The 22,555-nt window shown below is 60.6% G+C and carries 22 protein-coding genes and 1 riboswitch; of the genes, 5 read left to right on the forward strand and 17 right to left on the reverse strand.

The features are described 5' to 3' along the window. Window position 1: 1 nt before the first annotated feature. From CVS30_RS06685 to CVS30_RS06700, 4 genes are all read right to left on the reverse strand, one after another. The gene (locus CVS30_RS06685; RefSeq protein ID WP_110484559.1) at window positions 2–1,048 is read right to left on the reverse strand and encodes an ABC transporter substrate-binding protein; all 1,047 of its coding nucleotides are present in this window, start codon (window positions 1,046–1,048) and stop codon (window positions 2–4) included. A gap of 164 nt (window positions 1,049–1,212) precedes the next feature. Beyond that, on the reverse strand, window positions 1,213–1,902 hold the full coding sequence (locus tag CVS30_RS06690; RefSeq protein WP_110484560.1) for a response regulator transcription factor: 690 nt from the start codon (window positions 1,900–1,902) through the stop codon (window positions 1,213–1,215). A gap of 5 nt (window positions 1,903–1,907) precedes the next feature. After that, window positions 1,908–2,840: a sensor histidine kinase gene (locus tag CVS30_RS06695; RefSeq protein WP_110484561.1), complete on the reverse strand. Its 933-nt coding sequence runs from the start codon at window positions 2,838–2,840 to the stop codon at window positions 1,908–1,910. 133 nt (window positions 2,841–2,973) lie between these two features. Beyond that, a complete protein-coding gene (locus tag CVS30_RS06700; RefSeq protein WP_110484562.1) occupies window positions 2,974–4,647 on the reverse strand; it encodes a ribonuclease J in 1,674 nt (557 codons plus the stop codon). A gap of 330 nt (window positions 4,648–4,977) precedes the next feature. Between CVS30_RS06700 and CVS30_RS06705 the strand changes: the two genes are divergently transcribed. Continuing rightward, window positions 4,978–5,607 (forward strand): maleylpyruvate isomerase family mycothiol-dependent enzyme, encoded by a 630-nt coding sequence (locus CVS30_RS06705; RefSeq protein WP_110484563.1) that lies wholly within the window; start codon window positions 4,978–4,980, stop codon window positions 5,605–5,607. A gap of 128 nt (window positions 5,608–5,735) precedes the next feature. Here CVS30_RS06705 and CVS30_RS06710 read toward each other — a convergent pair whose 3' ends face one another. The 4 genes from CVS30_RS06710 to CVS30_RS06720 form a co-directional block, all read right to left on the reverse strand. After that, window positions 5,736–6,785: an LLM class flavin-dependent oxidoreductase gene (locus tag CVS30_RS06710; RefSeq protein WP_110484564.1), complete on the reverse strand. Its 1,050-nt coding sequence runs from the start codon at window positions 6,783–6,785 to the stop codon at window positions 5,736–5,738. Window positions 6,786–6,860: 75 nt separating this feature from the next. Then, window positions 6,861–7,004 carry a hypothetical protein gene (locus CVS30_RS17940; RefSeq protein ID WP_181419713.1) on the reverse strand — a complete coding sequence of 48 codons (144 nt, stop codon included), beginning with the start codon at window positions 7,002–7,004 and terminating at the stop codon, window positions 6,861–6,863. Window positions 7,005–7,091: 87 nt separating this feature from the next. Further along, window positions 7,092–8,837, reverse strand: coding sequence for an ABC transporter ATP-binding protein (locus CVS30_RS06715; protein ID WP_110484565.1), 1,746 nt, complete (start codon window positions 8,835–8,837; stop codon window positions 7,092–7,094). Beyond that, entirely contained in the window at window positions 8,837–10,654 is a 1,818-nt protein-coding gene (locus CVS30_RS06720) for an ABC transporter ATP-binding protein (RefSeq protein ID WP_110484566.1), read from the reverse strand. The genes CVS30_RS06715 and CVS30_RS06720 overlap by 1 nt, the downstream gene beginning before the upstream one ends. 214 nt (window positions 10,655–10,868) lie before the next feature. Here CVS30_RS06720 and CVS30_RS06725 point away from each other — a divergent pair, with 214 nt between their 5' ends. Next, on the forward strand, window positions 10,869–12,068 hold the full coding sequence (locus CVS30_RS06725; RefSeq protein WP_110484567.1) for a hypothetical protein: 1,200 nt from the start codon (window positions 10,869–10,871) through the stop codon (window positions 12,066–12,068). A gap of 65 nt (window positions 12,069–12,133) precedes the next feature. On the opposite strand, the gene CVS30_RS06730 is transcribed toward CVS30_RS06725, so the two are convergent. The 7 genes from CVS30_RS06730 to CVS30_RS06760 form a co-directional block, all read right to left on the reverse strand. Then, window positions 12,134–12,322, reverse strand: coding sequence for a hypothetical protein (locus CVS30_RS06730; RefSeq protein ID WP_110484568.1), 189 nt, complete (start codon window positions 12,320–12,322; stop codon window positions 12,134–12,136). 48 nt (window positions 12,323–12,370) lie between these two features. Continuing rightward, a complete protein-coding gene (locus tag CVS30_RS06735; RefSeq protein ID WP_110484569.1) occupies window positions 12,371–12,874 on the reverse strand; it encodes a hypothetical protein in 504 nt (167 codons plus the stop codon). A 139-nt stretch (window positions 12,875–13,013) separates the two neighbouring features. Beyond that, a complete protein-coding gene (locus tag CVS30_RS06740) occupies window positions 13,014–14,159 on the reverse strand; it encodes a Gfo/Idh/MocA family protein (protein ID WP_245934472.1) in 1,146 nt (381 codons plus the stop codon). Further along, the gene (locus CVS30_RS06745; protein ID WP_110484570.1) at window positions 14,156–14,944 is read right to left on the reverse strand and encodes a ThuA domain-containing protein; all 789 of its coding nucleotides are present in this window, start codon (window positions 14,942–14,944) and stop codon (window positions 14,156–14,158) included. Before CVS30_RS06745 ends, CVS30_RS06740 begins: the two co-directional genes overlap by 4 nt. Before the next feature lie 67 nt (window positions 14,945–15,011). Further along, window positions 15,012–15,872 (reverse strand): carbohydrate ABC transporter permease, encoded by an 861-nt coding sequence (locus CVS30_RS06750; RefSeq protein WP_110484571.1) that lies wholly within the window; start codon window positions 15,870–15,872, stop codon window positions 15,012–15,014. Window positions 15,873–15,881: 9 nt separating this feature from the next. Beyond that, window positions 15,882–16,730, reverse strand: coding sequence for a carbohydrate ABC transporter permease (locus tag CVS30_RS06755; protein WP_245934490.1), 849 nt, complete (start codon window positions 16,728–16,730; stop codon window positions 15,882–15,884). Between the two features lie 171 nt (window positions 16,731–16,901). Next, window positions 16,902–18,128 carry a sugar ABC transporter substrate-binding protein gene (locus CVS30_RS06760; protein WP_245934473.1) on the reverse strand — a complete coding sequence of 409 codons (1,227 nt, stop codon included), beginning with the start codon at window positions 18,126–18,128 and terminating at the stop codon, window positions 16,902–16,904. 285 nt (window positions 18,129–18,413) lie between these two features. Between CVS30_RS06760 and CVS30_RS06765 the strand changes: the two genes are divergently transcribed. After that, the gene (locus CVS30_RS06765) at window positions 18,414–19,430 is read left to right on the forward strand and encodes a LacI family DNA-binding transcriptional regulator (protein ID WP_245934491.1); all 1,017 of its coding nucleotides are present in this window, start codon (window positions 18,414–18,416) and stop codon (window positions 19,428–19,430) included. Between the two features lie 7 nt (window positions 19,431–19,437). On the opposite strand, the gene CVS30_RS06770 is transcribed toward CVS30_RS06765, so the two are convergent. Beyond that, window positions 19,438–19,956: a MarR family winged helix-turn-helix transcriptional regulator gene (locus CVS30_RS06770; protein WP_110484575.1), complete on the reverse strand. Its 519-nt coding sequence runs from the start codon at window positions 19,954–19,956 to the stop codon at window positions 19,438–19,440. Window positions 19,957–20,065: 109 nt separating this feature from the next. Here CVS30_RS06770 and CVS30_RS06775 point away from each other — a divergent pair, with 109 nt between their 5' ends. Both CVS30_RS06775 and CVS30_RS06780 read left to right on the forward strand, forming a co-directional pair. Continuing rightward, window positions 20,066–21,124 carry an LLM class flavin-dependent oxidoreductase gene (locus tag CVS30_RS06775; protein ID WP_110484773.1) on the forward strand — a complete coding sequence of 353 codons (1,059 nt, stop codon included), beginning with the start codon at window positions 20,066–20,068 and terminating at the stop codon, window positions 21,122–21,124. Further along, window positions 21,121–21,786, forward strand: coding sequence for an NADPH-dependent F420 reductase (locus tag CVS30_RS06780; protein ID WP_110484576.1), 666 nt, complete (start codon window positions 21,121–21,123; stop codon window positions 21,784–21,786). The genes CVS30_RS06775 and CVS30_RS06780 overlap by 4 nt, the downstream gene beginning before the upstream one ends. Here the strand turns inward: CVS30_RS06780 and CVS30_RS06785 are convergent. Beyond that, window positions 21,783–22,325, reverse strand: coding sequence for an OsmC family protein (locus CVS30_RS06785; RefSeq protein WP_110484577.1), 543 nt, complete (start codon window positions 22,323–22,325; stop codon window positions 21,783–21,785). The genes CVS30_RS06780 and CVS30_RS06785 overlap by 4 nt on opposite strands. Window positions 22,326–22,360: 35 nt before the next feature. Continuing rightward, window positions 22,361–22,479, reverse strand: a riboswitch (SAM riboswitch). Window positions 22,480–22,555: the final 76 nt, after the last annotated feature.

Consider the following 22,555-nt stretch of genomic DNA (forward strand, 5'->3'; position numbering starts at 1 on the left):
GTTATCCCTTGGGAGCCGGTGCGACTTCGCGGTCAAATCGTGCCGTCAGCTCGTTACGAGCCTCGCCCATTTCGCGAATGTCGGCCTTGAGCATGTTCAGTTTCGAGGTATCCACCATGTCGTCGGTGATGGTGGCCTCAGGGTTCGTGGGGATGCTGTAGCTGCCAACAGTTGCGGCCAAGTCCTGTGCCTCCGCGGTCAGCGACCACTCGATGAACTTCTTTGCAGCGTCAGGGTGCTTGGCATTCTTGATCAAGGAGACCGCACCAACTTCGAAGCTGGCACCTTCCTTAGGGAATGTGGTCTTCAACTGTGTGAATCCCTCATTGATGAATTTCTGGCAGTCCTGAGCGAAGATGACACCCACGCCAACTTCACCGCGGCCAGCCATCTGCCCCGGAGCGCTACCGCTCTTGGAGTACTGCAAAACATTGCTATGCATCTTCTTGAAGTACTCGATAGATGCATCCTGACTACCATCGTTGAGTATCACCTGGCTCCACACTGCTTGGTAGGCTGTTCCGGAAGTACCTGGATGCGCCATGGCAATGTTCTTCTTCAGCTTGGGATCCAGCAGATCGTCCCACGATTCCGGTGCCGAAACACCCAACGTATTCAAAACATCTGTATTCGAGCAGAAGCTCAACGCCCCAGCGTAGATACCGGTCCAGTAGCCCTCGGAATCCTTGTACTCAGCCGGGATCTGGGCGGCATTTTCGGGGACGAACTTCTCAATGAGGCCTTCGGCCTGAGCGGCAATGTGACCGTCTGCACCACCCCCGAACCAAGCGTCAAATTCCGGAGTGTCACCCGATGCGGTCAGACGAGCAACTGCCTCCCCGCCGCTGAGCCGCACATAGTCGGCCTTGATGCCAGTGGCTTTAGAAAACTCGGAGGCCACAAGCTGGCACCAGTCTTCTTGAGGGCTGCACACGAAAGTCAATGACTTATCTTCCGATGCCGTCGCGCCATCCGTTGCGCTACATCCCGTCATTGCGAGTGCGCCAAGTGCGAAGAATGCAGCTGCTTTTGATACGTACCGTCGCATGGAACGGCTCCTTTGTGGACGGTGCACGTCTATGTGCACGAAGTGATTTGCACGTAAGTGCGGATAACGATCTCAACGGTATGCAAGGCCAATGCCGAAAATGGTCACAGCGGGCACACCGATGGTCACAGTTATGTGACCGGAGGTACAGGAGACTTCCGGGCTCAGGGGATATTGAGGCGGTAACCGCTCCCCCGCACACTTTCTATAGCCTCCCCGCTACCCGGAACCGCAGATTCAAGCTTGTGTCGGAGCCGATAGACAGCCGTTTTCAGCATCTGACGGCCACCCATCCGATCGGCATCGCGCCACCCGGCGAGCAGCAGCCGATCGAATCCCAGCGTCTTCCCTGGCTGGGCAATGAGCGTCATAAGAACCTTAAATTCATTGGGGGTTAGCAGTACCCGTACTGAGGAGATGTAGACACAGTCGCCGGCCGGATCCAATTCATAGGGGCCCGCTACCATGGTTTGACTCAGATCGCTGGGCCGACGAACTAGACGCAGTGCCCGCAAGGCAAGCTCCCGTGGATGAAATGGCTTGACGATGTAGTCGTCAGCATCCGCCTCAAGTCCGGCTATCCGATCGGAGCTCTCGCCCTTGGCCGTCAGGAGAATCACCGGTACCTGAGTGGTGCTCTTAATCCGTCGGCACATTGTGATGCCGGAGACGCCAGGGAGCATGACATCTAGGACGATAAGATCGGGAACTGTGTGATGCATGGCCACCCAGAGAGCCTCGGCCGAACGGAAAGACTGATGCGTGAAACCCTGGGTTTCCAGTGCAAAGGTCACAATATCGAGCATTGCCGGTTCGTCGTCGACGACAAAAACGAGGGGCGCAGTGGCGGTCATCTAGTTCAGCCTTTCGCAGGAAGGGTAAACATCATGGTGGTGCCGCCTCCGGTTATAGTGTCAACAAAAATGCGTCCACCATGTAGTTCAATCACTTGTTGGGAAATGAATAGTCCAATTCCGGTCCCGTTTCCCAGAGGACGGCCGCTGGAGAAGCGGCTGAAGAGCCGATCTCGTTGCTCCTCGGTCATTCCAGATCCACCATCGCTGACGGACACCATGAGCTGATCTTCTCCAGAGGTGAGCCGAATCTGAATGGGAGTGCGCTCATAGTTACTGCGAGCGGCGTTCATGACGAGATTGGTGACGACCTGCCGAATAAGCTCGGCATCCACATTGGCCCGCACGGGTGCCCCCGGAGCGTCAAGGACAATGGGCGCGTCCGTCACGTGGACCAGATCTTCCACAATGTGGCGCATTAGTGATCGCACATCCACGACAGCGGGACGCACCTCAAAAACGCCCGCCTCAATCCGTGCCTGAGTGAGCAACTGTTCGGCAAGGTTAGCCATGCGCTGCGAATTATCGAGAATCCGGGCCACGAACGAGCGCTGCTTCGCGGTCAATGGGCCAGGCCCCTCCTCCGCCAGCAGCTCGGCCGATCCACTAATGACGGCCAAAGGCGTGCGGATTTCATGACTGAGCATCGACACTTGATCTGCGCGTCGAGATTCCAGTCCCCGCAAATGGGAGTTGGTAATAAGATCCACGCGCCGACGGATCACCAAAATATAGGAGGCACTCATCGCCGAGACCGCCGCTAGGACGGCAAGGAAGCTACTGCGAAAAGGCCAGCCCTGATATTCAGCGGCCACCGATAACGCCAAGAGGATCACCGCCAAGATACTCAACCCCAGCGGAAGCAGCCCGATGGTACGCCACAGCTTGACGTCCACGATGGCGCCAGAATGGGCATTAGGGCTGTTTTGGGCAAGCACCTCGATAGTCTACCCAAAATCGACGTGATACCGGACACACCAATCACGGACCGCCCGAGCCAGCCGCGAAACAGAAGAGGGCCCGAACAACACCAAGGTGGGTGTTGTTCGGGCCCTCAACGGGCGGAAGGTTTTACGCTTCGACGATGATGACGGTGTAAACCGGCTTGCGGCGCAGTGCGCGGTCAGACCAGCGCAGGAGTGCGTCGGCGATGGCCTTCTCTGCGGTGCGGCCGGTCTTCTCACCGCGGAGGGACGCAATGGTCTTCTCCACGATGACGGTGGCCTTGTCGATGTCCTTCTCGGCGAGGTTGAAGCCGACCGAGAAGTACTCGGGGTCTTCTTCGATCTTGCCACTGTCGGGATCGACGATCAGCAGAACCGTGACGGCTCCGTCTTCTGCCAGGCGGATACGATCCTGGAGAGATTCCTCGGTAGCTGCACCGGGGATCATGTTCTCAACGTAAACGTAGGCTGCGGGTACGTTACCGGTGACCTTAGCAACGCCGTCCTTGAGGTCCAGGACGGTGCCATCTTCGAGGATGAAGGCGTTCTTCGGGTCAACACCGGTGCGCACAGCCAGCTCGGCGTTGGCCTTCAGGTGACGGTATTCACCGTGAACCGGCATAACGTTCTTCGGGCGAACCAGGTTGTAGCAGTACACGAGCTCGCCAGCACTGGCGTGACCGGAGACGTGCACCTTGGCGTTGCCCTTGTGGACAACGTTGGCACCCTGCTTGGTGAGGTCGTTGATGAGGCGGTAGATCGAGGACTCGTTACCGGGAACCAGCGAGCTGGCCAACAGTACGGTGTCGCCCTCGGTCAGGTTGATCTGGTGATCGCCGCTGGCCATACGAGCCAAGGCAGCCATGGGCTCACCCTGTGAACCGGTGCAGATCAGAACGGCCTTGTTGGGGGCCATGCGCTCAAGTTCCTTGGCGTCGACAAGCACGCCGCGCGGGATCTTCAGGTAGCCCAGTTCGCGTGCCGTGGTCATGTTGCGAACCATGGAACGGCCTACGAAGGCGATCTTACGGTTGTACTTGTGAGCAGAGTCGATGATCTGCTGGATGCGGTGCACGTGGCTCGCAAAGCTGGAGACCACAACGCGGCGCGGCGCGGTGCGCATGACCTGGTCGATGGCCGGGATCAAGTCAGCCTCGGCTGCCAAGAAGCCGGGAACTTCAGCGTTGGTGGAGTCAGGCAGGAACAAGTCCACGCCCTCCTCGCCCAGACGGGCAAAGCCGGCCAGGTCGGTGATGCGCTTGTCCAGCGGGAACTGGTCCATCTTGAAGTCGCCTGTTTCCAGCACGAGGCCGGCGGGCGTACGGATGGCAACGGCCAAACCGTCCGGGATGGAGTGGTTGACAGCGAGGAATTCGACGTCGAACGGGCCGAACTTGCGGCGGTCGCCTTCCTTGACCTGAACCATCTTGCCCTTGATGCGGTGCTCATCAAGCTTGGTCTTCAGGAATGCCAGCGTCAGCTTGGCGGAGATCACGGGGATGTCGCTGCGGTGCTTGAGCAGGTACGGGACACCACCAATGTGGTCCTCGTGGCCGTGGGTCAGCACGAGGCCAACCACGTCCTGCCAGCGGTTCTTCAGGTACGAGAAATCGGGGATGATGACGTCGACGCCGGGGTGGTGCTCCTCGGGGAACAACACGCCACAGTCAACAATCAGCAGCTTTCCCGCGAATTCGAAGACGGTCATGTTGCGGCCAATTTCTCCCAATCCACCAAGGGCTACGATGCGCATTGCACCGTCGGCGAGGGCGGGTGGGGTTCGGCGAACTGTTCTTCTCATGGATTCCAGACTTTATGGTGTTGTGGGCGGTGGCGGCGTTGAGGCGTCGCCTTCTCGTGCGACACTTTCGGCTGTATGCCGGTCTGGTGCCGCTAAAAAGTTAAGGGGGATTGCTCCACTCCCGATTTTAGCACCGCGGCCGCACGCCAATCTCCAGTCCCCCGAAAAGGTGCGATTCCCTCGCCAGCCGAGGTCCCGCCGTCGTACTTTAATGTCCGACTGCGGGACCCCACCCAACGCCGCAATCGACACCCCGCGTCGGCTCGGGTAGCGACACTATGGTCCTTGGTGCAGGACGGATTAGGCTGAACTCAACTCCGAAAGGGTCCGATGAACAAGAACGATATCTGGGCTGCAATCCATGCCGAACGGCACAGGCTACTCGACGCATTGTCACCGCTTGACGACGCTGCGTGGCAGACTCCCACGCTGTGCAATGACTGGTCGGTGTCTCAGGTGCTGGCGCATCTGACCGCCGCCGCCAACGTTGGTCAGGGCGCCTGGCTGCTCAGCATCGTTCTGGCTGGCTTCAATCCGGCGCGGCACAATGACCGTCGCTTGCGCAAATATCTTGGGGCTACGCCTGCGGAATCACTCGCGATCTTGCGCGCATCGGCCGAGAAGACGGTGGCACCGAGTAAGGATTACGTGGCCATGCTGGGGGAAGTGATCGTCCACGGGCAGGACATCGCCCGGCCCCTGGGTCTCGATCTGGAGCCCGAACCGGCTGGGGTATATGAGGTGGCGCGCTTCTTCTCCGAGCGCGCCTTCGCGGTCAATAGCAAAACCCTCGTCCACGACCTGACCCTGGAGGCCGACGATTCGTCCTTTAAAGCGGGAACGGGTCCGCTTGTGCGAGGCAAACAACTCGACCTCGTCATGGCGATGGCCGGGCGACCCACATATCTCACAGCGCTCCAAGGCGACGGGGTGGCGGTGCTGGCACAGCGCATGCGCTAGTCGCGCCTTCCGCTTCAGGTGCGTTCTCGGAGTCGGGCATGCCTGACTCCGCGTTGACTCGCCAGCTAACGCCCTTTAGAACGTTCTAAACGGCGTTATCTGGCGAGTCAACGCACGGAAGCGGCGCCTTATGCGGTGGCCGGTTCCCAGCCGATCGCGGGGGCGATGTGCTCGGCGATATTGGCCAGCATCTTGGTGTTGTACGCGACGCCGAGCTGATTCGGGACCGTGAGCATGAGGGTGTCCGCAGCCTGCACGGCAGCATCGTTGGCCAGATCCCGGGCAATATCGGCTGGGTCTCCCATGTAGCTCTTGCCGAAGCGCGAGAGCAGACCGTCGATCATACCTACCTGATCCTTGCCATCTACCTGGGCGCGCAGGCCAAAGTACCTACGGTCGGTGTCGTCCACGACCGGGATGATGCTGCGGCTGACCGAAACCCGGGGTGTGAAGCCGTGACCTGCCGCGGCCCACTCGCCGCGGAACAACTGGATTTGCTCGGCCTGGAGCTGATCGAACGGCACGCCCGTGTCCTCCGTCAGCAACGTTGAGCTCATGAGGTTCATGCCCTGCCGCGCGGCCCAAACTGCGGTGGCACGGGAGCCCGCACCCCACCAAATACGTTCCGACAGGCCCGGAGCCTGCGGTTCAATGCGGAGCAGCCGCTCCCCACCCATGTATGCATGTTCGCCGGGTTCGGCCACCCCGGCACCGGAAATCGCGTGCCGGAATGTCGCTGTGTGGCGGCGGGCCATGTCTGCCCCGGTTTCGCCGTCGAGCGGGTGATAGCCAAAATCTGCGGCACCATTGGCTGCGGGCTCGGGTGAACCACGGCTCACACCGATCTGTAGCCGACCGTCGGCAATGAGGTCAGTGGCCGCCGCCTGCTCCGCCATATATAGGGGGTTTTCGTAGCGCATATCGATCACGCCCGTGCCGATCTCGATCCGGCTGGTACGCGCCGCAATCGCGGCCATGAGCGGGAACGGCGCTGCCTGTTGCCGGGCAAAGTGGTGAACACGGAAGAACGCGCCGTCGATCCCCAACTCCTCCGCGGCCACCGAGAGATCGATGGCCTGATGCAGGGCGTCGGCGGCCGTGTTGGTTTGCGAACCACGGCCGGTCCCGTAGTGGCCAAAGGAGAGGAATCCAATACGTTTCTTAAAGTGTGTTTCCATACTCGGCACAACACACAGCGGCGGCCAGCTATTCCATGCGTATGCATGTAGCTGGCCGCCGCTGTGCCGCAGGCGCTAACGCTTCTTCGTCATGTGGGCGACGGGATCGGCTGATTCATCGGCTGCGCCGCGCGCCTTCTTCAGTGCACGTTTAGCCTTGATGGCGTGGCCCTTGTCCACCTTTTTATGTTCGTGGTGGTGTGGTTGTTTGTCAGGCATGGTGAACTCCTTGTCATTCCAACGCTTCCCCTCCTTTTGAACGGTACGCGCTTTTCCAGCCAGCCAACAGGGTGGCGCCGCGCAGGATTAGGCGTCCTGCCGCCATGAATTCCACAGTGCCGCGTAGGAACCGTTTTGCGCCAAGAGTTCATCGTGCGAGCCCAGCTCCGAAATGCGCCCCTTCTCCACGACGGCGACCCGATCGGCGTCGTGCGCGGTGTGCAGACGATGCGCAATCGCGATCACCGTCCGCCCTTCGAGCACCGCGCTGAGCGAAAACTCCAGATCGCGGGCAGCCTGCGGATCGATCAACGAGGTGGCCTCGTCCAACACGAGCGTGTGCGGATCCGCCAACACGAGGCGTGCCAGCGCCAACTCCTGAGCCTGGGCCGGAGTGAGGGTGTGCGAACCGGATCCCACCTCAGTAGCCAAGCCATTGGGAAGGGCCCGCACCCAAGCCAAGGATCCGACGTCGGACAGGGCCTTTTCAATCTCCGCGTCACTTGCGTGGGCCTTGCCGAGGCGGACGTTATCGGCCAAGGTCCCCACGAAGACGTGGTGCTCCTGCGTCACGAGGGCGACCTCGCCGCGCAGCTCATCTAGGGGCCGATCCACGAGCGGCACCCCACCCACCGTCACAGAACCCGAGGTGGGTCCGTGAATGCCGGCTAGGAGTCGGCCCAGCGTGGACTTGCCCGCACCGGAGGGGCCCACCATGGCCAGGCGCTCCCCCGGCCGCAGCGTGAGGTCGATCCCGTGCAGGACATCGTGCCCGGGGCGGTAGGCATACCGGGCCTGATCCACCACGAGCAGCTCGCCGTCAGGCACGGCATCGGTGGCGGTGCGGTCCGTCTGGACGTCGCGAATACCCACGATGCGGGCCAGCGAGGAGGCACCCACCTGGATCTCGTCGATCCACATGATGAGCGTGTCCACGGGGTCGATCAGCTGCATGGCGTACAGCGCAACCGTGGCCACCATGCCGGTGGTGACCAGATCCTGCGAGGAGAGCCAGCCTCCCCACAACAACACGCCCGCCACGGGGAGCCAGAAGGACAGCTCGGCCACAGGGAACAGCACCGTACGCAGACCCAGCGTGTACTTTTCCTTCTCAAAACAATTGCGCAGCGCGTTATCAATCCGCCGGCGCCTGATCGGGCCAAGGCTGAGCGCATCGACGGTGCGGGCACCCTCGATGGTCTCGGTGATGGCGCCGTTGAGCCCCGCGTAGCTCTCCCGCTCGGCCAAATAACCAGGCGTGGCGCGCTTGAGATACCAGCGCGTGACCGGGACCAGCATGGGCACGCCGATGAGCAAGGCGACGGCGACCAGCGGGCTCGTCAGCACGGCCGCGGCCACGGTCAGCGCAATGGTCGCGACGGAGACGAGCACCTGCGGCACACCAAAACGGACCGTGTGCGAAACCGCGTCCACGTCATTGGTTGTGCGCGACACCAGGTCACCCGTCCCGGCCTTTTCCACGGTTGAGAGCGGCAGCGAGGTGACCTGCTCCATGAATTCCTCGCGCAGCTGGGCAAAGACCTTTTCGCCCAACACCATGCCCTTGCGTCGCGCCCAACGAGCCAGCAGCGTCTGAATAATCACGAACGCGGCAAGACTCAGCGCAACGATCGCCACGAATCCGGCCGTGGTGCCCTTGCTGATGGCATCCACGAGTCGCCCCAGCAAAAACGGTCCCGCCAGGCCCGCCACGGCGGAAATAACGTACAGCCCCACCACGCCCGCGAGCGGCTTTTTGTGCATGCGCAGGAGCCGCAGCCCCTCGGCCTTGACCTGCGCGGAATTCGCGACGGGCAGCTTGTTGTCAGCCATTACTTCTCCCCTCCGGGTGTGGTGTTGTCCTGTGAAAGTTCGACGGCGGGACGTGTGTCAGTGCCGCCACTCACCGCTGCGCCGTGGCCGTCCATGCCTTCGCCGCGAAGCACCACCTTGCGGTAGGCCGGCACCGTGTCGAGCAGGTGACGGTGCGTACCCTGAGCTTGCACCTTGCCGTCCTGCAAAAATGCCACGGTGTCCATGGCCGCCAACAAGAGCGGGCTGGCCGTGACCACCACGGTGCTGTGCCCCGGTGTGCTTCTGGTGCGGCGCAGTGCTGTCGCGATCCGTGATTCCGTGTGTGCGTCAACGGCGCTCGTGGGCTCGATCAAGACCAAGACCTCGGCGTCCATCAAGACGGCGCGGGCCAGTGTCAGGCGTTGCCGCTGACCTCCCGAGAAGCCGCGACCCTTCTCCGTTACCTCGTCATTGAGACCATCCTCGAGGCCGTCAAACACATCATCGGCGCTCGCCACATCGATGGCCGCCATGATCTGTTCGTCGCTGTGGTCCCCGGACGGGTCTAACTCTTCGCGCAAGGTGCCGGTGAACAATTGCGGCTCCGCATCGGAGACCACAATGCGTGAGCGGACCTCGCGCAGCGGCATGAGGTGCAGGGCATCCTCGCCCCACGTCACCTGCGCCTCGCGGAGCACAGCATCCTCGAAACGACCCAAACGTCGGGCCAGATCTGCCGAGTGGGCAGGATCACCCGACACGATGGCACTCAACCGTCCCGGGGTGATGACCACACCCGTGACCTCGTCAAGCAAAGCGCTAGGCGAGGTGGGCGAGGAAACTGTTGTGTCGACGTCGTGCACGGCAGAAGGTGTGGACAAGACATCGATGATGCGTTTGGCACCTACCTGGGCGCGGATGAAGCGTGACACGGCGTCGGCCGAGGTCCGGATGGGTGAGACCAGGAAGACTGCGTAGCCATACAGGGCCACCAGCTGGCCGGCCTCAATTTGTCCGGACACGGCCTGCATGGCGCCGATCCAGGTGAATGCGACGCTGAAAACACCCACGACAAAGACCTGCGCGGCGTCCAGATCGGCCAGAGAATAGGCCACCTTGTTGCCGGCGAGCTGCGTTGCCCGTGACCGTTCTCGGTACCTCTCAACGAAGATATGCTCGCCGCCGATGCCACGCAGAACACGCAGTCCGGCCACGGTGTCGGCGCCAAGAGCCGTCATTTGTCCCGAGGCCTCGCGTTGATCCTTTTGGCGGCGTTGCAGCGGACGGATCACAAACAGCATGCCGGCGCCACACAGGGGCACGCCGATCAAGACGACGAGGCCCAGTTGCCACGAAGTTTGGAAGACCAGGTAGGAGACGAGTAGATAACCAATGACCGAGCCAGCTAGGCGGGCTGCCACGTCAAAGATTTCCCCGATGCGCATGGAGTCGGAGGCCGTTGTCGAGACGACCTCGCCGGTGGAGAACTTCTGCGGCAGGGCATCGCCGCTCCTGGTCACCTTATGACCCACCACCTGGGAGGACCGGTAAGCGGCCTGCAGCCAGTTGCTGACCGCGGCGCGGTGGCGCAGGGTGGCCGAGATCGATTGCACCACGGTCAGTCCGATGAGCAGACCCACCCAGAGTGACAAGGTGGCGAAGTCGCCCGGCAAAATGCCGAGGTCGATCGCCTGTCCCAAAATGTACGGGGTGAGTGCCTGGCACACGGTCCAGATACTGCCGTACATGATGCCGAGGAGGAGCGTGCCGCGCTGAGCGCCAGCGAGCCAGAGAAGATAGCGATTGGGTGAACGGAGATCTGGTTTTCCAGCATTTTTATAGGGAAAAGAGCGCACTACAGCCTTCTTGATTATGTGTGGATTGGCCGGCGAATGTGGCGCGATCCGGCAAGCTGCCTTCGAGGCAGAGCGATCGGCGCGGGGCGGGGGCTGCGTTATCTATCTCACAATTACTCACTCTAACGCACATAACGGAAAGCTTCCAGTGCAAATCACCCACGCCTTTACTTGCTCGGCTAAGATCGCCGAATAGGCACAATCAGGGGGCATCGTGAGCGGACTCGTCGAACACAATATGGTTGCGGTCGCCGAGTTTCATCGGGAAAAGCGCAGCCAACATCGCCAGATTTTGACCTTGCTTTTTCTCGGATTACTCATGTGTCTGCTCATCCTGCAGGTGCACCACCCTGCCAATACGGCCATGGTCGTTTCCTTCTCAGACCTCAACGTGGTGTGGGCCCGCTTCACCGAACGGATACTCGCGCCATTTACCAATCCCGGACTCTTTGCTTTTGGTCTCGACGCCTTGGGCTGGATCATCGGCGCCACCGCCACGATCCTGGTGGCGTTAGTGTTCAGTGGCAGGAACCCGTTGGGTATGGCCAATCAGGCTCAGGTCATGGCGTTGGATGAGCTGTTGGAGCTATTGACCTTGCTGGTGGGGATCGCGGCGGCCGCCACGATGTGGATGGCGCTGCACAATGTGTTTTTCTTGCCGGTTGATCCCGATTCCGGCCCCAAGTTCTTCCTTGCCCTGTTGTGTTTGATGTTGGTTATTTTCTCCGTCGTACGGCAACGAGATGCGGCTGTGCAACGTGAGGTGGACGAATTTCACCTCACCGCGGCCATGCGTCTGCACACCTATCGGTGGGAGCATATGTGGGGTATTTCAAGTCAAAACACTATCGACGTCGAGCCTCGCAAGACGGTGGATTTACTGCTGTGGTGGGCAGGGAGCGGGGCTGTCTTCACCGTGATCCCCTTAGCTCTGCGTAGCGGGTTCTCCCCGCTCGTAGTCGTGGCTTCGACTGTGGCGCTGGTACTTTTGGGCGTTGCCACGGCGGCTCTGGTGGCCGTAGCCGTGTCGCTGTATCGCAGTAACCCTCGGCCGGGCGTTGGCCTAGCTTATGCCCTGGTGCTCCTCGTCGTCGTGGCTCTGGCTGTCGTGTGTCCGCTGACCATCGCGGCCCTGCAAAATGAGCGGGTGTTCCACTCGCTTCTCGGCTATTTCTTATGGTTGGCACCCTCAGTACTCCTGATTTTCCGCAAGCCGCAGGCCGCCCATATGACACCGCTGGGCTACAAGATGGCTGCCCGCCCCAAGAACAAGGCGGTCCATGCGCTGATCGCCTGCTTCGACGGTCCCCGTGAAGGTGCTTATTGGACCGAACTCCTTGTGGAGGTGCGCCGCCAGTCGCGGTACGCCACAAAGCTCGCGCGCCTCGAAGCCGAACAGATCTCCGACGCCTAGCGCCCCGAAATTCGTCCCTTTCCCGCCGAGGTAGCCAGCACGGAGGACCGACGTTCAGCCACGAATTATGGGCCGTAACGGCCTTTTCCACGATCAATATTCTTACGTGCTTCCCTGATTGCTTGGGCAACATCGGGGCTTTGCGGCTCGATGTCGTTGGCACTCTTGTCATAGCTTCGGAAGGAACGGAACACGACAGGCAGCAGGCAAAGGATGACTATCCCCGCGATAATCAAGATTGAGACGATGTCCATTGTTGTCCTTCCTTAGTGTTCTAGCGTCGAGTGCATCCACCCGAGGCTCTACCCCAGAGGGGTCATCTTCGCTCGAGGAAAAGCCACGATGTAAATGCAGACCGCTGCGATGAAGGTCAACAGGAAGCCCAGCATTCCCATGCCCACCGAAATGCTCGAATCCGAACCCGTAGTGTCGCCCACGGTGCTCAGAATCGTGGCCACGGCAAAGCCAATCAGGCCATATCCCAAGGACATGATCCCCACGGCAATCGACTTCTCGGTCTGAAACCAGTGGTCATCTTTGAAGAATTCTTTTGTGGTAGCCCCGCCTATCGCGAACACCACCGCGGCGATGCCGCAGGCAATCGCGATTAAGAGTCCACCCGAGCCGGAGCCCACACCGTCAGGGCCTACGTGAATGGGAATGTTCTCCGGCATCAAGGGACGCACTATTAAGAACAAGATTCCGAGCAGAATGATCGAAACGATCGGTGCCACGAGCAGCAAAGGAACAACTCGGCTCGTCACCGCCGTTTGTTTTGCGCCGGATACCCCGGAAATGCCTGTCAAAACTACCCCCTAGTTTCGCGCACCCTCACCCGTGGGCGCTTTGTCCTGCAATTCAGCATGGCTCATAACCGTGCACCAATGCCAACGGGCTGTGCAGAAAGTCCCCTGCACAGCCCGTTGTTCGTCATTACCTAAGTTCTTAAGAACTCACAGCATCGGCAAGGCCCGAGTAGTTCCCCAAAGGCGAGCCCCATCCAGACAAAACTGCCTTGACGTCGTCGTTCTTTTCATTATGCAAAGCCTGCGCATACGCGGCCGTGAGGACATCGTCGATCCGAACTCGTTGACCCGTCTCGGCCGACAGCACCGCGGCCTCCACCATGGCGAGGGAGTGCACATTGGAGTGAATCTGACCGTCGGGAACCACTCCCGTGCGGACCGCCGAGGCGAACTCTGCCAGCGAGCCAGCAATCTGCTCCGGCCCGGCAGAGGCCTCAGGCACCGACAACGACTGACCGGTTGCATCGTTGGCGTCGACGAGCGGCGCCTGTTCGCCATCCCAGGTCGCGGTACCGTGCGCGCCATTGACACGCCACTGGCCATTCCAGGAGGTCTCTTGCCCGTCGGCGCACCAGGAACCTGAGTACACATAGCGAAGGCCGCTGGAGAACTCGAAAATGGCGGTAGCTGCGGCGTCGGCCTGGTACCAGCTCCAGCTCGGGTTGAACTCCTCGCAATAGACGCTGACCGGATTCTGGCCCGTGAGGTAACGGACGGCGTCGAAGGGGTGAATGGCCATGTCGACGAGCAAGACATGGTCCATCTCCTCACGGAAACCGCCAAAGTGCGGCGCCTTGAAGAACTCGGTCGTGATGACGCCGATGTCGCCCAATTCGCCGGTGACAGCTTTGAGTTGCGCCAAAGAATTGAAGTAGCGGCGTGACTGGCTGATCATCAGCAGCTGGCCGCTAGCCTCCGAACTGGCGGCCAGAGAGAGTGCCTGGGCGACCGTCGGTGCCGCGGGCTTCTCGCACAGCACCGGCAATCCCGCGAACAAGGCCTCGACGTTGACGGGATGGTGGGCCACCGGAACCGTCACATTGACGACCGCGTGGGCTCCGGTAGCGGCAGCAATGTCGCTGACGCTGGTCCCCACGAGAACACCCTCGAGACCCTTGTCCGCGAGCGCTTCATGTGCCGTCTCTTGATTCAAATCAACCAGACCAACGAGCTCTACGTCCGGGTTGGCCGTGATCGCGTCGATCCAGGCCTTGCCCATGCCGCCGGCGCCTACCTGAACGAGGCGCAGCGGGCCGGGTGTGTCGATTGTGGCGAAGGTGCTCAATTGGAGATCGCTCCTTGGTAGCCGTGGCCGTTGTAAAAGTCTTCGGTCTCGTAGCGCAGCAAGACGGGCGCGGCGCGTTCCGGGCGAAGCGTCTTGGCCCACTGGACACCGTTGGCGATGACCTTGCGGACTTCCTTCTGGTGGTAGACCGGGTAATCCTGATCGCCCGGGCTGAAGAAGAAGATTTTGCCGAAGCCACGACGGTAGGTCATGCCGCTCCGGAACACTTCGCCGCCCGTGAAGGTGGACAGGAAGATCAGTTCATCCGGGGCGGGAACATCGAAGTACTCGCCGTACATTTCCTGTGCGGGGATGATGAACGGGTGCGGGATGCCCTGCGCGATGGGGTGCGTGGGGTCAACGGTCCACACGAGTTCGCGGTCTTGTTCCGAACGCCAGCGCAGCGTGCAAGAGGTGCCCATGAGCTTGCCGAAGATCTTGGACCAGTGGCCCGAGTGCAAGACCAGCAGACCCATGCCCGCTAGGACGTGCTTGTGCACGCGCTCAACGACCTCGTCGGACACTTCGTCGTGGGCGGCGTGGCCCCACCAGACGAGGACGTCGGTTGCGGCGAGCACTTCCTCGGTCAAACCGTGCTCGGGGTCATCAAGGGTCACGGTCGTCACCTGAACGTCGGAGCCCAGGTTCTCTTCGATGCCTTCCTTGATGGTGGTGTGCATGCCGTTGGGGTAGATATCCCGGACGGACTGTTCAACTTGTTCATGCCGATTTTCGCCCCAGACAACGACGTTGATGGGGGTTTCAGTGTTGGTAATTCCAGACATTGTTTTCGCTTTCTATAAAAGACTGTGCGTGATTTGGGGCTTAGCCCAGCGGGTGGATGGTGCTCAATTACTTGACGGCGCCACCGGTTGCGCCGGCCGCAATGTATTTCTGTGCCACGACGAGCAGCACGATCGCCGGTAGGGAAGAGAGCACCGCGGTGGCCATGACGGCACTCCAGTTGGAGACCTGCGTGCCGAGGTACTGGTAGATACCGAGCGTGACGGGACGGATTTCATCTGTCGTTGTCAGAGTCAAGGCGAACAAGAAATCGCTCCATGCGAACAGGAAGGCAAAGAGACCCGCGGTGATGAGCGCGTTCTTGGCGATGGGCAAGGCGATCGAGATGAACGCCCTGAGTTGACCCGCACCATCCACGCGTGCCGCCTCAATGATCGAGGCCGGGATACTCATCATGGAGGCTCGCATGATCAAGATCGCGAACGGAATGGCGTGGCTGGCATCGGCCAGAATCAGACCCGGGATCGAGTTCAAGAGTCCCAGATTGTTGTAAGCCGCGTAGAGCGCATTGGCAATCACGACGCCGGGAATCATCTGCGCGATCAGAATCGCCAGAAGCGCCCAGCTGATCCAACGGAATTTGAACTGCGCCAACGCGTAAGCGGCGGGAGCGGCGATCAGGAGCGTCACCACCACGGTACCCATGGCAATGATGAGGCTTGTCAGCAGGTTTTTACCCTGGTCGGCGATGGCCTTTTCATATCCCGCAAAACTCGGGTTCCAGGGGAAAAAGTCTGCCGAAAGGGTGTTGCCGGAGGGTTGTAGTGATGCGTTGACCATCCAGTAAATGGGGAACAGCATGATGGCAAGGAAGATGAATCCCAAGACGGTGGAGCCGCGAGTTTTAAAGGCTCGACGCCGGATCGCACCTTGGCGCATATCTGATGGGTTGAGCTGTGCAGTAGTCATAAGATGCTCCTACTCATCAACAGCGCGGCGATTGGCGCGCAGGTAGATGACGGCGAATACGAGGGAAATGACGATCAAGATGTTGGAGAACGCAGCACCCACACCGAACTCAAAATTGACGAAGGATTCCTGATAGGACCGCACCGCAATAGTTTGCGTTGCGTTGGCAGGGCCACCGTTGGTCAGACCGAGGATGATGTCCAAGACCTTGATGGTGTAAACAACTCCCAAGATCAAGACCACGCTGACCACCGGGCGCAGGTTGGGCCAGGTGATATGGCGGAAGGCTTTCCACCCGGTGGCGCCGTCCAGCTGCCCTGCCTCGTACAGCTCCGATGGAATGTCCTGAAGTCCGCCGTACAACAGCGTGACATTGAAGGGGATACCTACCCAGATGTTGACGAGGATGACGGCGATAAGTGCCACATCGGGGCTGGTCAGCCACGGGATGGCGGGGATACCGAACGTGCCCAGAAACTGGTTAAGAATTCCGGAATCCTGGTCAAGGATTGAGCGCCACGTGGCACTGGCCACGATCAGCGGCAACAACCATGGCAGCAAGAGCATGGCCCGCAAGAATCGGCTGAGCGGGAAGTTACGGTTGAAGAAGCAGGCTAGTGCCAAGCCAATGGCGAACTGGCCAACAATGGAGATGATCGTAAACAGGGCCGTGTTGAGCAGTGCCGGGGCGAACAGATTTGAGCTGATGACCGTGGCGTAGTTCTGCAAACCAACCCACGGGGCTTCGCCCGTAAAGAAGGTCTTAGTGGTGTAATCCTGCAGGCTCATGACGAGGTTCTTGATGACAGGGTAGCCAAAGAACAACGCCATATAGAGCCCCGCCGGGACCACGAACATAATCTTGGCGATGTTCTCGCGCGCCCAAAAACTCTGGCGCGGTCGAAGAGTCGGTGTGTCTATTTTCTTGCTGGCCCGAGTCACGGGGGCATCCGTTGAAAGGGAAGTCATGGTGGCCTCTCTGCCGGTTCCGCATCAGTGTGCGGAACCGGCGTCGAAATAGTGGTGCTGCTAGCCCTTGGCAGCCTGGGCGAAGGCCTCATCAACGGTGGCCTTGTCCGTCAGCGCCAGCTGGATGGCCGTGTAAATTTCGGTGGCAGCCTTGGGCCATTCGGCGCCGAGGTTACCCGTGCGTGAACGGGCGTTAGCGATCTGCTCCGTGAACGATTCCATATCCGGCATCTTCTCGACATAGGCCTTAGCCAGCTCCGGCTTGGTGGGTACGGTGTAGCGTTCGCTACCCAAATTCACCTGGTTGTCATCGGAGGTGAAGCAGCTGATGAACTCGGCGGCCTTGGCCTGCTTGTCCTTGTTACCTGTCTGCGGGATGGTCCAAACCTCGCCTCCCAACGGAGCGGTGGGCGTCTGGCCGGTCTTGTTGATCGGCACCTGAACAGATCCCCATTCAAGGGCAGAATCATCGTTCAGTGCGGGGATCTGCCACGGACCATTGATCATCATGGCTGCCTTGCCTGCCATGAACTGATCCTTGACGTCGCCCTGGCCCCAGTTGATGGCACCCTTGGAGACCGAACCGCTGCTGACCAGATCCTTCCAGAGCTGCAGGGCTTCCTTGTTTTCCGGGGAATCCAAGGTGGTTTCGCTGCCGCCATTGGTCCACATGAACGGCAGGAACTGCCATGCGCCCTCGTACGTGGCGATCGCGGAGAACGCCAAACCGTACTGGTCGCCCTTGGTCAGCGCTGCTGCGGTCGTCTTCAATTCGTCCCAGGTGGTGGGAGGCGTCAAACCAGCGTCGGACAGGAGCTTCTTGTTGTAGAACAGACCTAGGGTGTTGGCCGTCGGAGCCAGCCCGTAGACCTCACCTTCGTAGGTGCCGGCGTCGAGCATGCCCTGCGCAAAACCTGAGGTGTCCACGTTAAAGTCGCTCAGCGGGGCGAGACCACCGGTGGAGGCAATTTCCTGCACATCAGGGTTGTCCAACATCAAGATATCGGGAAGCGTCTTCGAGGACGACTTCTGCAGAACCTTCTGAATGAGGTCCTTGCCGGGGACAACTTCACGGGTAATCGTGACGCCAATATCGGCGGCACACTTATCGATGGCCGTCTGGATCAGGCCCTTGTCTGGATCGTTGTTGTAGTAATCCATGAGCGTCAGGGAGGTGGCGTCACCGGAGGAGCTGCCACCACCGCCTCCGCAGGCCGTTAGGACGAACGGCGCAACTGCCGCCAGGGCCAAGATCTTGGTAAGGCGGGTCTTCGTTGGGGTTTTCACGTGTAGCTCCTTTGCTCGATTGCGTGATGTGGGCGCTTCCTTTCGAGGCTTCGCCGCCGCATTCTGTCGGGTGGCGATGGACTCTCTGCTGGTCATTGCAGTCGGAATCCCTCAAAAGTAAAGCGCTTTACTGCTGGTGTGATATCGATCATGCCGTTACCGCGGCGTCGATGTCAAGAGAAAATTAAAGCGCTTTACTTTGTTTCGTCAACGCGTCACACTTTGACTAGAGTCGAGTGCGGTAGCTTTGACCCCAGAGCAACTGGGAGGAGCAACGTGGCAACCATGCAAGATGTCGCCAATCTGGCGAACGTGTCCTTGGCGACCGTGTCATTTACCATCAACAATTCAAAGCCCGTTTCGCCTAAAACCCGGGCAAAAGTGGAACAGGCCATGAAGGAGCTGAACTATCGCCGCAATGCCGTGGGCAGCGCTTTAGCACGAGGCCGCACTCATGTTTTGGCGCTTCTCTATCCCGCATTGCAGCACCGCCTCTCCCCCACCTCGGTACGCTTTTTCACCAGCGCAGCAGATCAAGCCCGACTTCGTGGCTACAATCTCGTCCTCTGGCCCATGAGTAATGAAGCGGAGGCTGTCACCGAGCTGACATCCTCCGGCCTGGTCGACGGCGTCGTCCTCATGGAGGTCCAGCTCGACGACCCGCGCGTCACGGAGCTCTCCCGAAGCAACATTCCCTTTGCGCTCATCGGCCGCACCCGAGACACCACGGGGATTCCTTTTGTTGACGTCAATTTCGAATCCGCGGTAGAAACTGCCGTCGACCGATTGATTCAATTGGGCCACACCAACCTGGTGCTCGTTGACGGCGGCGGTGGTGATCAGCTGCTTGGCGGCTACGGTCCGGTCGCGCGAACCCGCAAGGCTTTTGGTGAGGTCACGGCTCAGCGCGGCCTCTCCGCAGCCATCATGAGTGGCCTGCATTCATCGGCGGGAGGGCGAGATCTGGCCAAGGAATTTGCCGCGCAACACCCTGACACCACGGGCGTGTTGATCATGAATGAGCATGCCGGTCCGGGCTTTGTCGCCGGGCTGCAACAAGCCGGTTACCGCTTGCCGCGGGACATTTCCGTTCTGGCCATCGCCTCGTCGGTAGACACGGCCAGCATGGCAGAGCCGGAAATGGCGGTCCTGATCTCCCCCGCAGACGAACTTGGCCGGCTCGGCGTCGATGCGCTTATCGACCAAATCGATAAGAAGGACGATCCGCTCCCGCAGCTCTTGATCGAGTGCACCTACTCCCCCGGCGCAACCATGGGTAAGGCGCCCCGCAAGAAGCCTTAGCGGGCAGCTATTTCTTGCCGGTTCCGAGCATTTCCTCCATGGCCTCGCACGCACCCAGGCCATGGTCGACGGCGGCCGGCTCGGCACATGCGACGCGCCGCAGGAGGGAGCGGAACACCTCACGCTCGTCCTCTGCAAGGACGCCAAGCACCACATCTTCTGCTCCGAGGACGTCGTGCTGCAATTTTTCTAGCGCCTTTCGCCCGGCGTGTGTGGCGACGACGATGCGGGCGCGGCGATCCGCGGGATTCAGCTGGCGCTCCACAAGACCGGCTTTCACGAAGTCATCGATGAGGTAGGTCATGACGGTTCGATCAATCCCCAAATGCTGTGCCAATGCCAATTGATTGGGCTGTTCGCCACTCACCACGGCCACTAGGACCTGATAGCCGCGCGGGCCGTGTGGAAACTCCCCCATGGCCGCCGTCGAGGCATTTTGGTAGTTGCGCACCAACACACCCAACGTCCACCCAAAGTCCTTCTGGGACTCCACGGACGAGGATGCGAATGCGGTGTTATTGCTCATGGAAACATCATAACGGAACAATCAGCTTTACAACAGATCATATTTGAGTAATATGATCTGTAAAGCAACACATATTGTGATTGTGGCATTGGACGATGAGGAGCATTCGATGGAACTTGGTATCTACAGCTTTGGCGACATCCATGCTGACCCCGCAACCGGCGCCCGTGTCAGCCCCCAGCAAAGCATGGCCGATCTTCTGGAACGTGCCCGCTTAGCTGACGAGGTGGGTCTGGACTACTTCGGCATCGGCGAACATCACCGCAAGGAATACTCCGTCTCGTCCATTGCTCCCGTCTTGGCCGCCGCCGCTGCACAGACCAAGAACATCAAGCTTGGCTCTGCCGTCACGGTGCTGAGCACCGAGGACCCGGTCCGCGTTTACCAACAGTTCTCCACGATTGACCTCATCTCGGGCGGCCGCGCCGAACTGACGGCCGGTCGCGGCTCCTTCATTGAGTCCTACCCGCTCTTTGGCGCCGACCTCAACGATTACGAGGAACTGTATGAGGAGAAAATCGCGCTCCTCCTCGGACTCAACGAGGCAGGCCGCAAGGAAGCCCCCATCACCTGGAGCGGCAAATTCCGCCCCGCCTTGGACAATGCCACCATCTACCCGCGCCCGGTAGACAACGACCTCGATATCTGGATCGCCACGGGCGGCACGCCCAGCTCAACGGCCCGGGCCGCAACCCTCGGCACCAACGTCATCTACGCACTCCTCGGCGGGGCTGTCAGCAACTTCGCCCGCCACGCGCAGCTCTTCCGGGCCGGGGCAGCCCAAGCCGGGCACGACGCCAAGGCACTCAAGGTGGGGGTCAGCGCCGTCGGACTTATTGCAAAAGGTGGTGCCGCGGACACCTTCTACCCCTACTGGCGCCGCGTCATGGACGACATTTCCCGCGAGCGCGGCTTCTCCTCGCCCAACCGTATTAGCTACAACATGCAGACGGCGCCCTCGGGAGCCATCTATGCCGGTAACCCTGAGCAAGTTGCGGAGAAGATCCTGCTGACGCACCAGCATATGGGCCATAATCGCCACATTCTCGAGATGGACCTGGCCTCCGTGCCGCAGAAGGACATCTTGAAATCCATTGAACTTTTCGGCACCGAGGTCAAGCCCTTGATCGACGCCGAACTCGGAACCACCAAGGAGAACGCAGCATGAGCACCCAAACTATTGGCATTCTCGGCGCAGGCAAGGTCGGCACGGGCGTTGCCCGCCAGGCACTTCTCGCCGGGTACCGCGTCCTGATCGCTGGCTCCGGAGACCCGAAGAAGATTGATCTGATTGTGTCCGTCATGGCGCCCGGGGCGATTGCGGTCACCGCCGAGCAGGCCATGGCCGAGGCCGATCTTGTGGTGCTCTCCGTTCCGTTGCACAAGTTCCGCACCCTAGATCCGGCCGGCCTGAACGGCAAGCACGTGCTGGACACTATGAACTACTGGCGCGACACCAACGGTGACATGCCGGAATTGGCGGATGCGCCGTCGAGCTCGGAGATGGTACTGGCCCACATCCCGGGCGCGCGCCTGGCCAAGTCGTTGAACCACATTGGTTACCACGAGCTGGAGCTCGACGCGCGGCCGGACGGATCAGCGGACCGGCGGGCCTTGGCGGTGGTCTCGGACGATGACGACACCCGCGCGCTGGTCCTGGACTTTGTGGAGCGCCTTGGTTTTGACGCGGTCGACGCCGGCCCCCTCAGCAATGGGACAGCCTTCGAACCCGATACCCCGATCTTCACGGGTTCCTACACAGCACCCGCGTTGGAAGCGGAGCTCGTGGCACATCTGGCTGAACGCGGCGAGCTGACAACCTCCCGCTAGACCTTCGCGATGACCGTGCTGAACGGCGTCGCATTGCTGAACAGGTCCTGCACGGGGCAGCGAGCCTCTACCGTGCGAGCCAATTCTTCGTAGCGTTCCTGCGATTCCGGTCCCGTGATGTTGACGGTCAAGCGGATGTCACTGAAGCCGGGTCGGATGCTCGCATCGATGCCGAAGAGGCCGCGGACGTCCAGATCTCCCTCGGCGTCGATCGAGATGTCGTCCACCTGGATGCCCAACTGCTCGGCGTAGAGGCGGTACACCACGACCTGGCAGGAGATGACGGCGCCCAGCGCGTATTCCACGGGGCTGGCGGCGGTGTCGTCGCCGGCCAATGCCGCGGGCTCGTCCACCGTGAACTGGTGCTTGCCGGCGCTGATCCGCGTGGCCACCGAGCCCACTCCGACGCCGGCCACCTTGTACGTGAGCTTCGCGCTGTCCGGGTTCGAGCCAATCCGCTCGCCCCAGGCCGCGCCTGCATCACCCAATCGGGCTGAGCGTTCTGCGGCGTCGTTGATCAAAGTTGTTGCTTCAGACATGGTTTTCCTTCGTGTGAAGGCGAGTGCTGAGCACCGCGCCATACTTACGCCCGCGACTGGTGCCGAGACGCCGAATCTTCACCTGGGGCACCCCACTATGGTTGCGAGGGTTGCCGTTCGACCGGCCAGGGCCACGTGGTCGAAACTCTTGATTCTGCTCATCAGTGTGCCCGCCCCGCGCCGCCGGCTTCAAGCGTTTCGTCATCTGCGGCAACATTCCCAAGCACGAC

The sequence above is a fragment of the Arthrobacter psychrolactophilus genome, assembly GCF_003219795.1.
In the GTDB taxonomy this organism is placed as follows: domain Bacteria; phylum Actinomycetota; class Actinomycetes; order Actinomycetales; family Micrococcaceae; genus Specibacter; species Specibacter psychrolactophilus.

Excerpts from the sequence above, each read along its gene's own strand:
- CVS30_RS06685 (WP_110484559.1), bottom strand. The coding sequence starts at position 1,048 with ATGCGACGGTACGTATCAAAAGCAGCTGCATTCTTCGCACTTGGCGCA.
- CVS30_RS06690 (WP_110484560.1), bottom strand. The coding sequence starts at position 1,902 with ATGACCGCCACTGCGCCCCTCGTTTTTGTCGTCGACGACGAACCGGCA.
- CVS30_RS06700 (WP_110484562.1), bottom strand. The coding sequence starts at position 4,647 with ATGAGAAGAACAGTTCGCCGAACCCCACCCGCCCTCGCCGACGGTGCA.
- CVS30_RS06705 (WP_110484563.1), top strand. The coding sequence starts at position 4,978 with ATGAACAAGAACGATATCTGGGCTGCAATCCATGCCGAACGGCACAGG.
- CVS30_RS06710 (WP_110484564.1), bottom strand. The coding sequence starts at position 6,785 with ATGGAAACACACTTTAAGAAACGTATTGGATTCCTCTCCTTTGGCCAC.
- CVS30_RS17940 (WP_181419713.1), bottom strand. The coding sequence starts at position 7,004 with ATGCCTGACAAACAACCACACCACCACGAACATAAAAAGGTGGACAAG.
- CVS30_RS06715 (WP_110484565.1), bottom strand. The coding sequence starts at position 8,837 with ATGGCTGACAACAAGCTGCCCGTCGCGAATTCCGCGCAGGTCAAGGCC.
- CVS30_RS06730 (WP_110484568.1), bottom strand. The coding sequence starts at position 12,322 with ATGGACATCGTCTCAATCTTGATTATCGCGGGGATAGTCATCCTTTGC.
- CVS30_RS06745 (WP_110484570.1), bottom strand. The coding sequence starts at position 14,944 with ATGTCTGGAATTACCAACACTGAAACCCCCATCAACGTCGTTGTCTGG.
- CVS30_RS06750 (WP_110484571.1), bottom strand. The coding sequence starts at position 15,872 with ATGACTACTGCACAGCTCAACCCATCAGATATGCGCCAAGGTGCGATC.
- CVS30_RS06755 (WP_245934490.1), bottom strand. The coding sequence starts at position 16,730 with ATGTTCGTGGTCCCGGCGGGGCTCTATATGGCGTTGTTCTTTGGCTAC.
- CVS30_RS06765 (WP_245934491.1), top strand. The coding sequence starts at position 18,414 with ATGCAAGATGTCGCCAATCTGGCGAACGTGTCCTTGGCGACCGTGTCA.
- CVS30_RS06770 (WP_110484575.1), bottom strand. The coding sequence starts at position 19,956 with ATGAGCAATAACACCGCATTCGCATCCTCGTCCGTGGAGTCCCAGAAG.
- CVS30_RS06775 (WP_110484773.1), top strand. The coding sequence starts at position 20,066 with ATGGAACTTGGTATCTACAGCTTTGGCGACATCCATGCTGACCCCGCA.
- CVS30_RS06780 (WP_110484576.1), top strand. The coding sequence starts at position 21,121 with ATGAGCACCCAAACTATTGGCATTCTCGGCGCAGGCAAGGTCGGCACG.
- CVS30_RS06785 (WP_110484577.1), bottom strand. The coding sequence starts at position 22,325 with ATGTCTGAAGCAACAACTTTGATCAACGACGCCGCAGAACGCTCAGCC.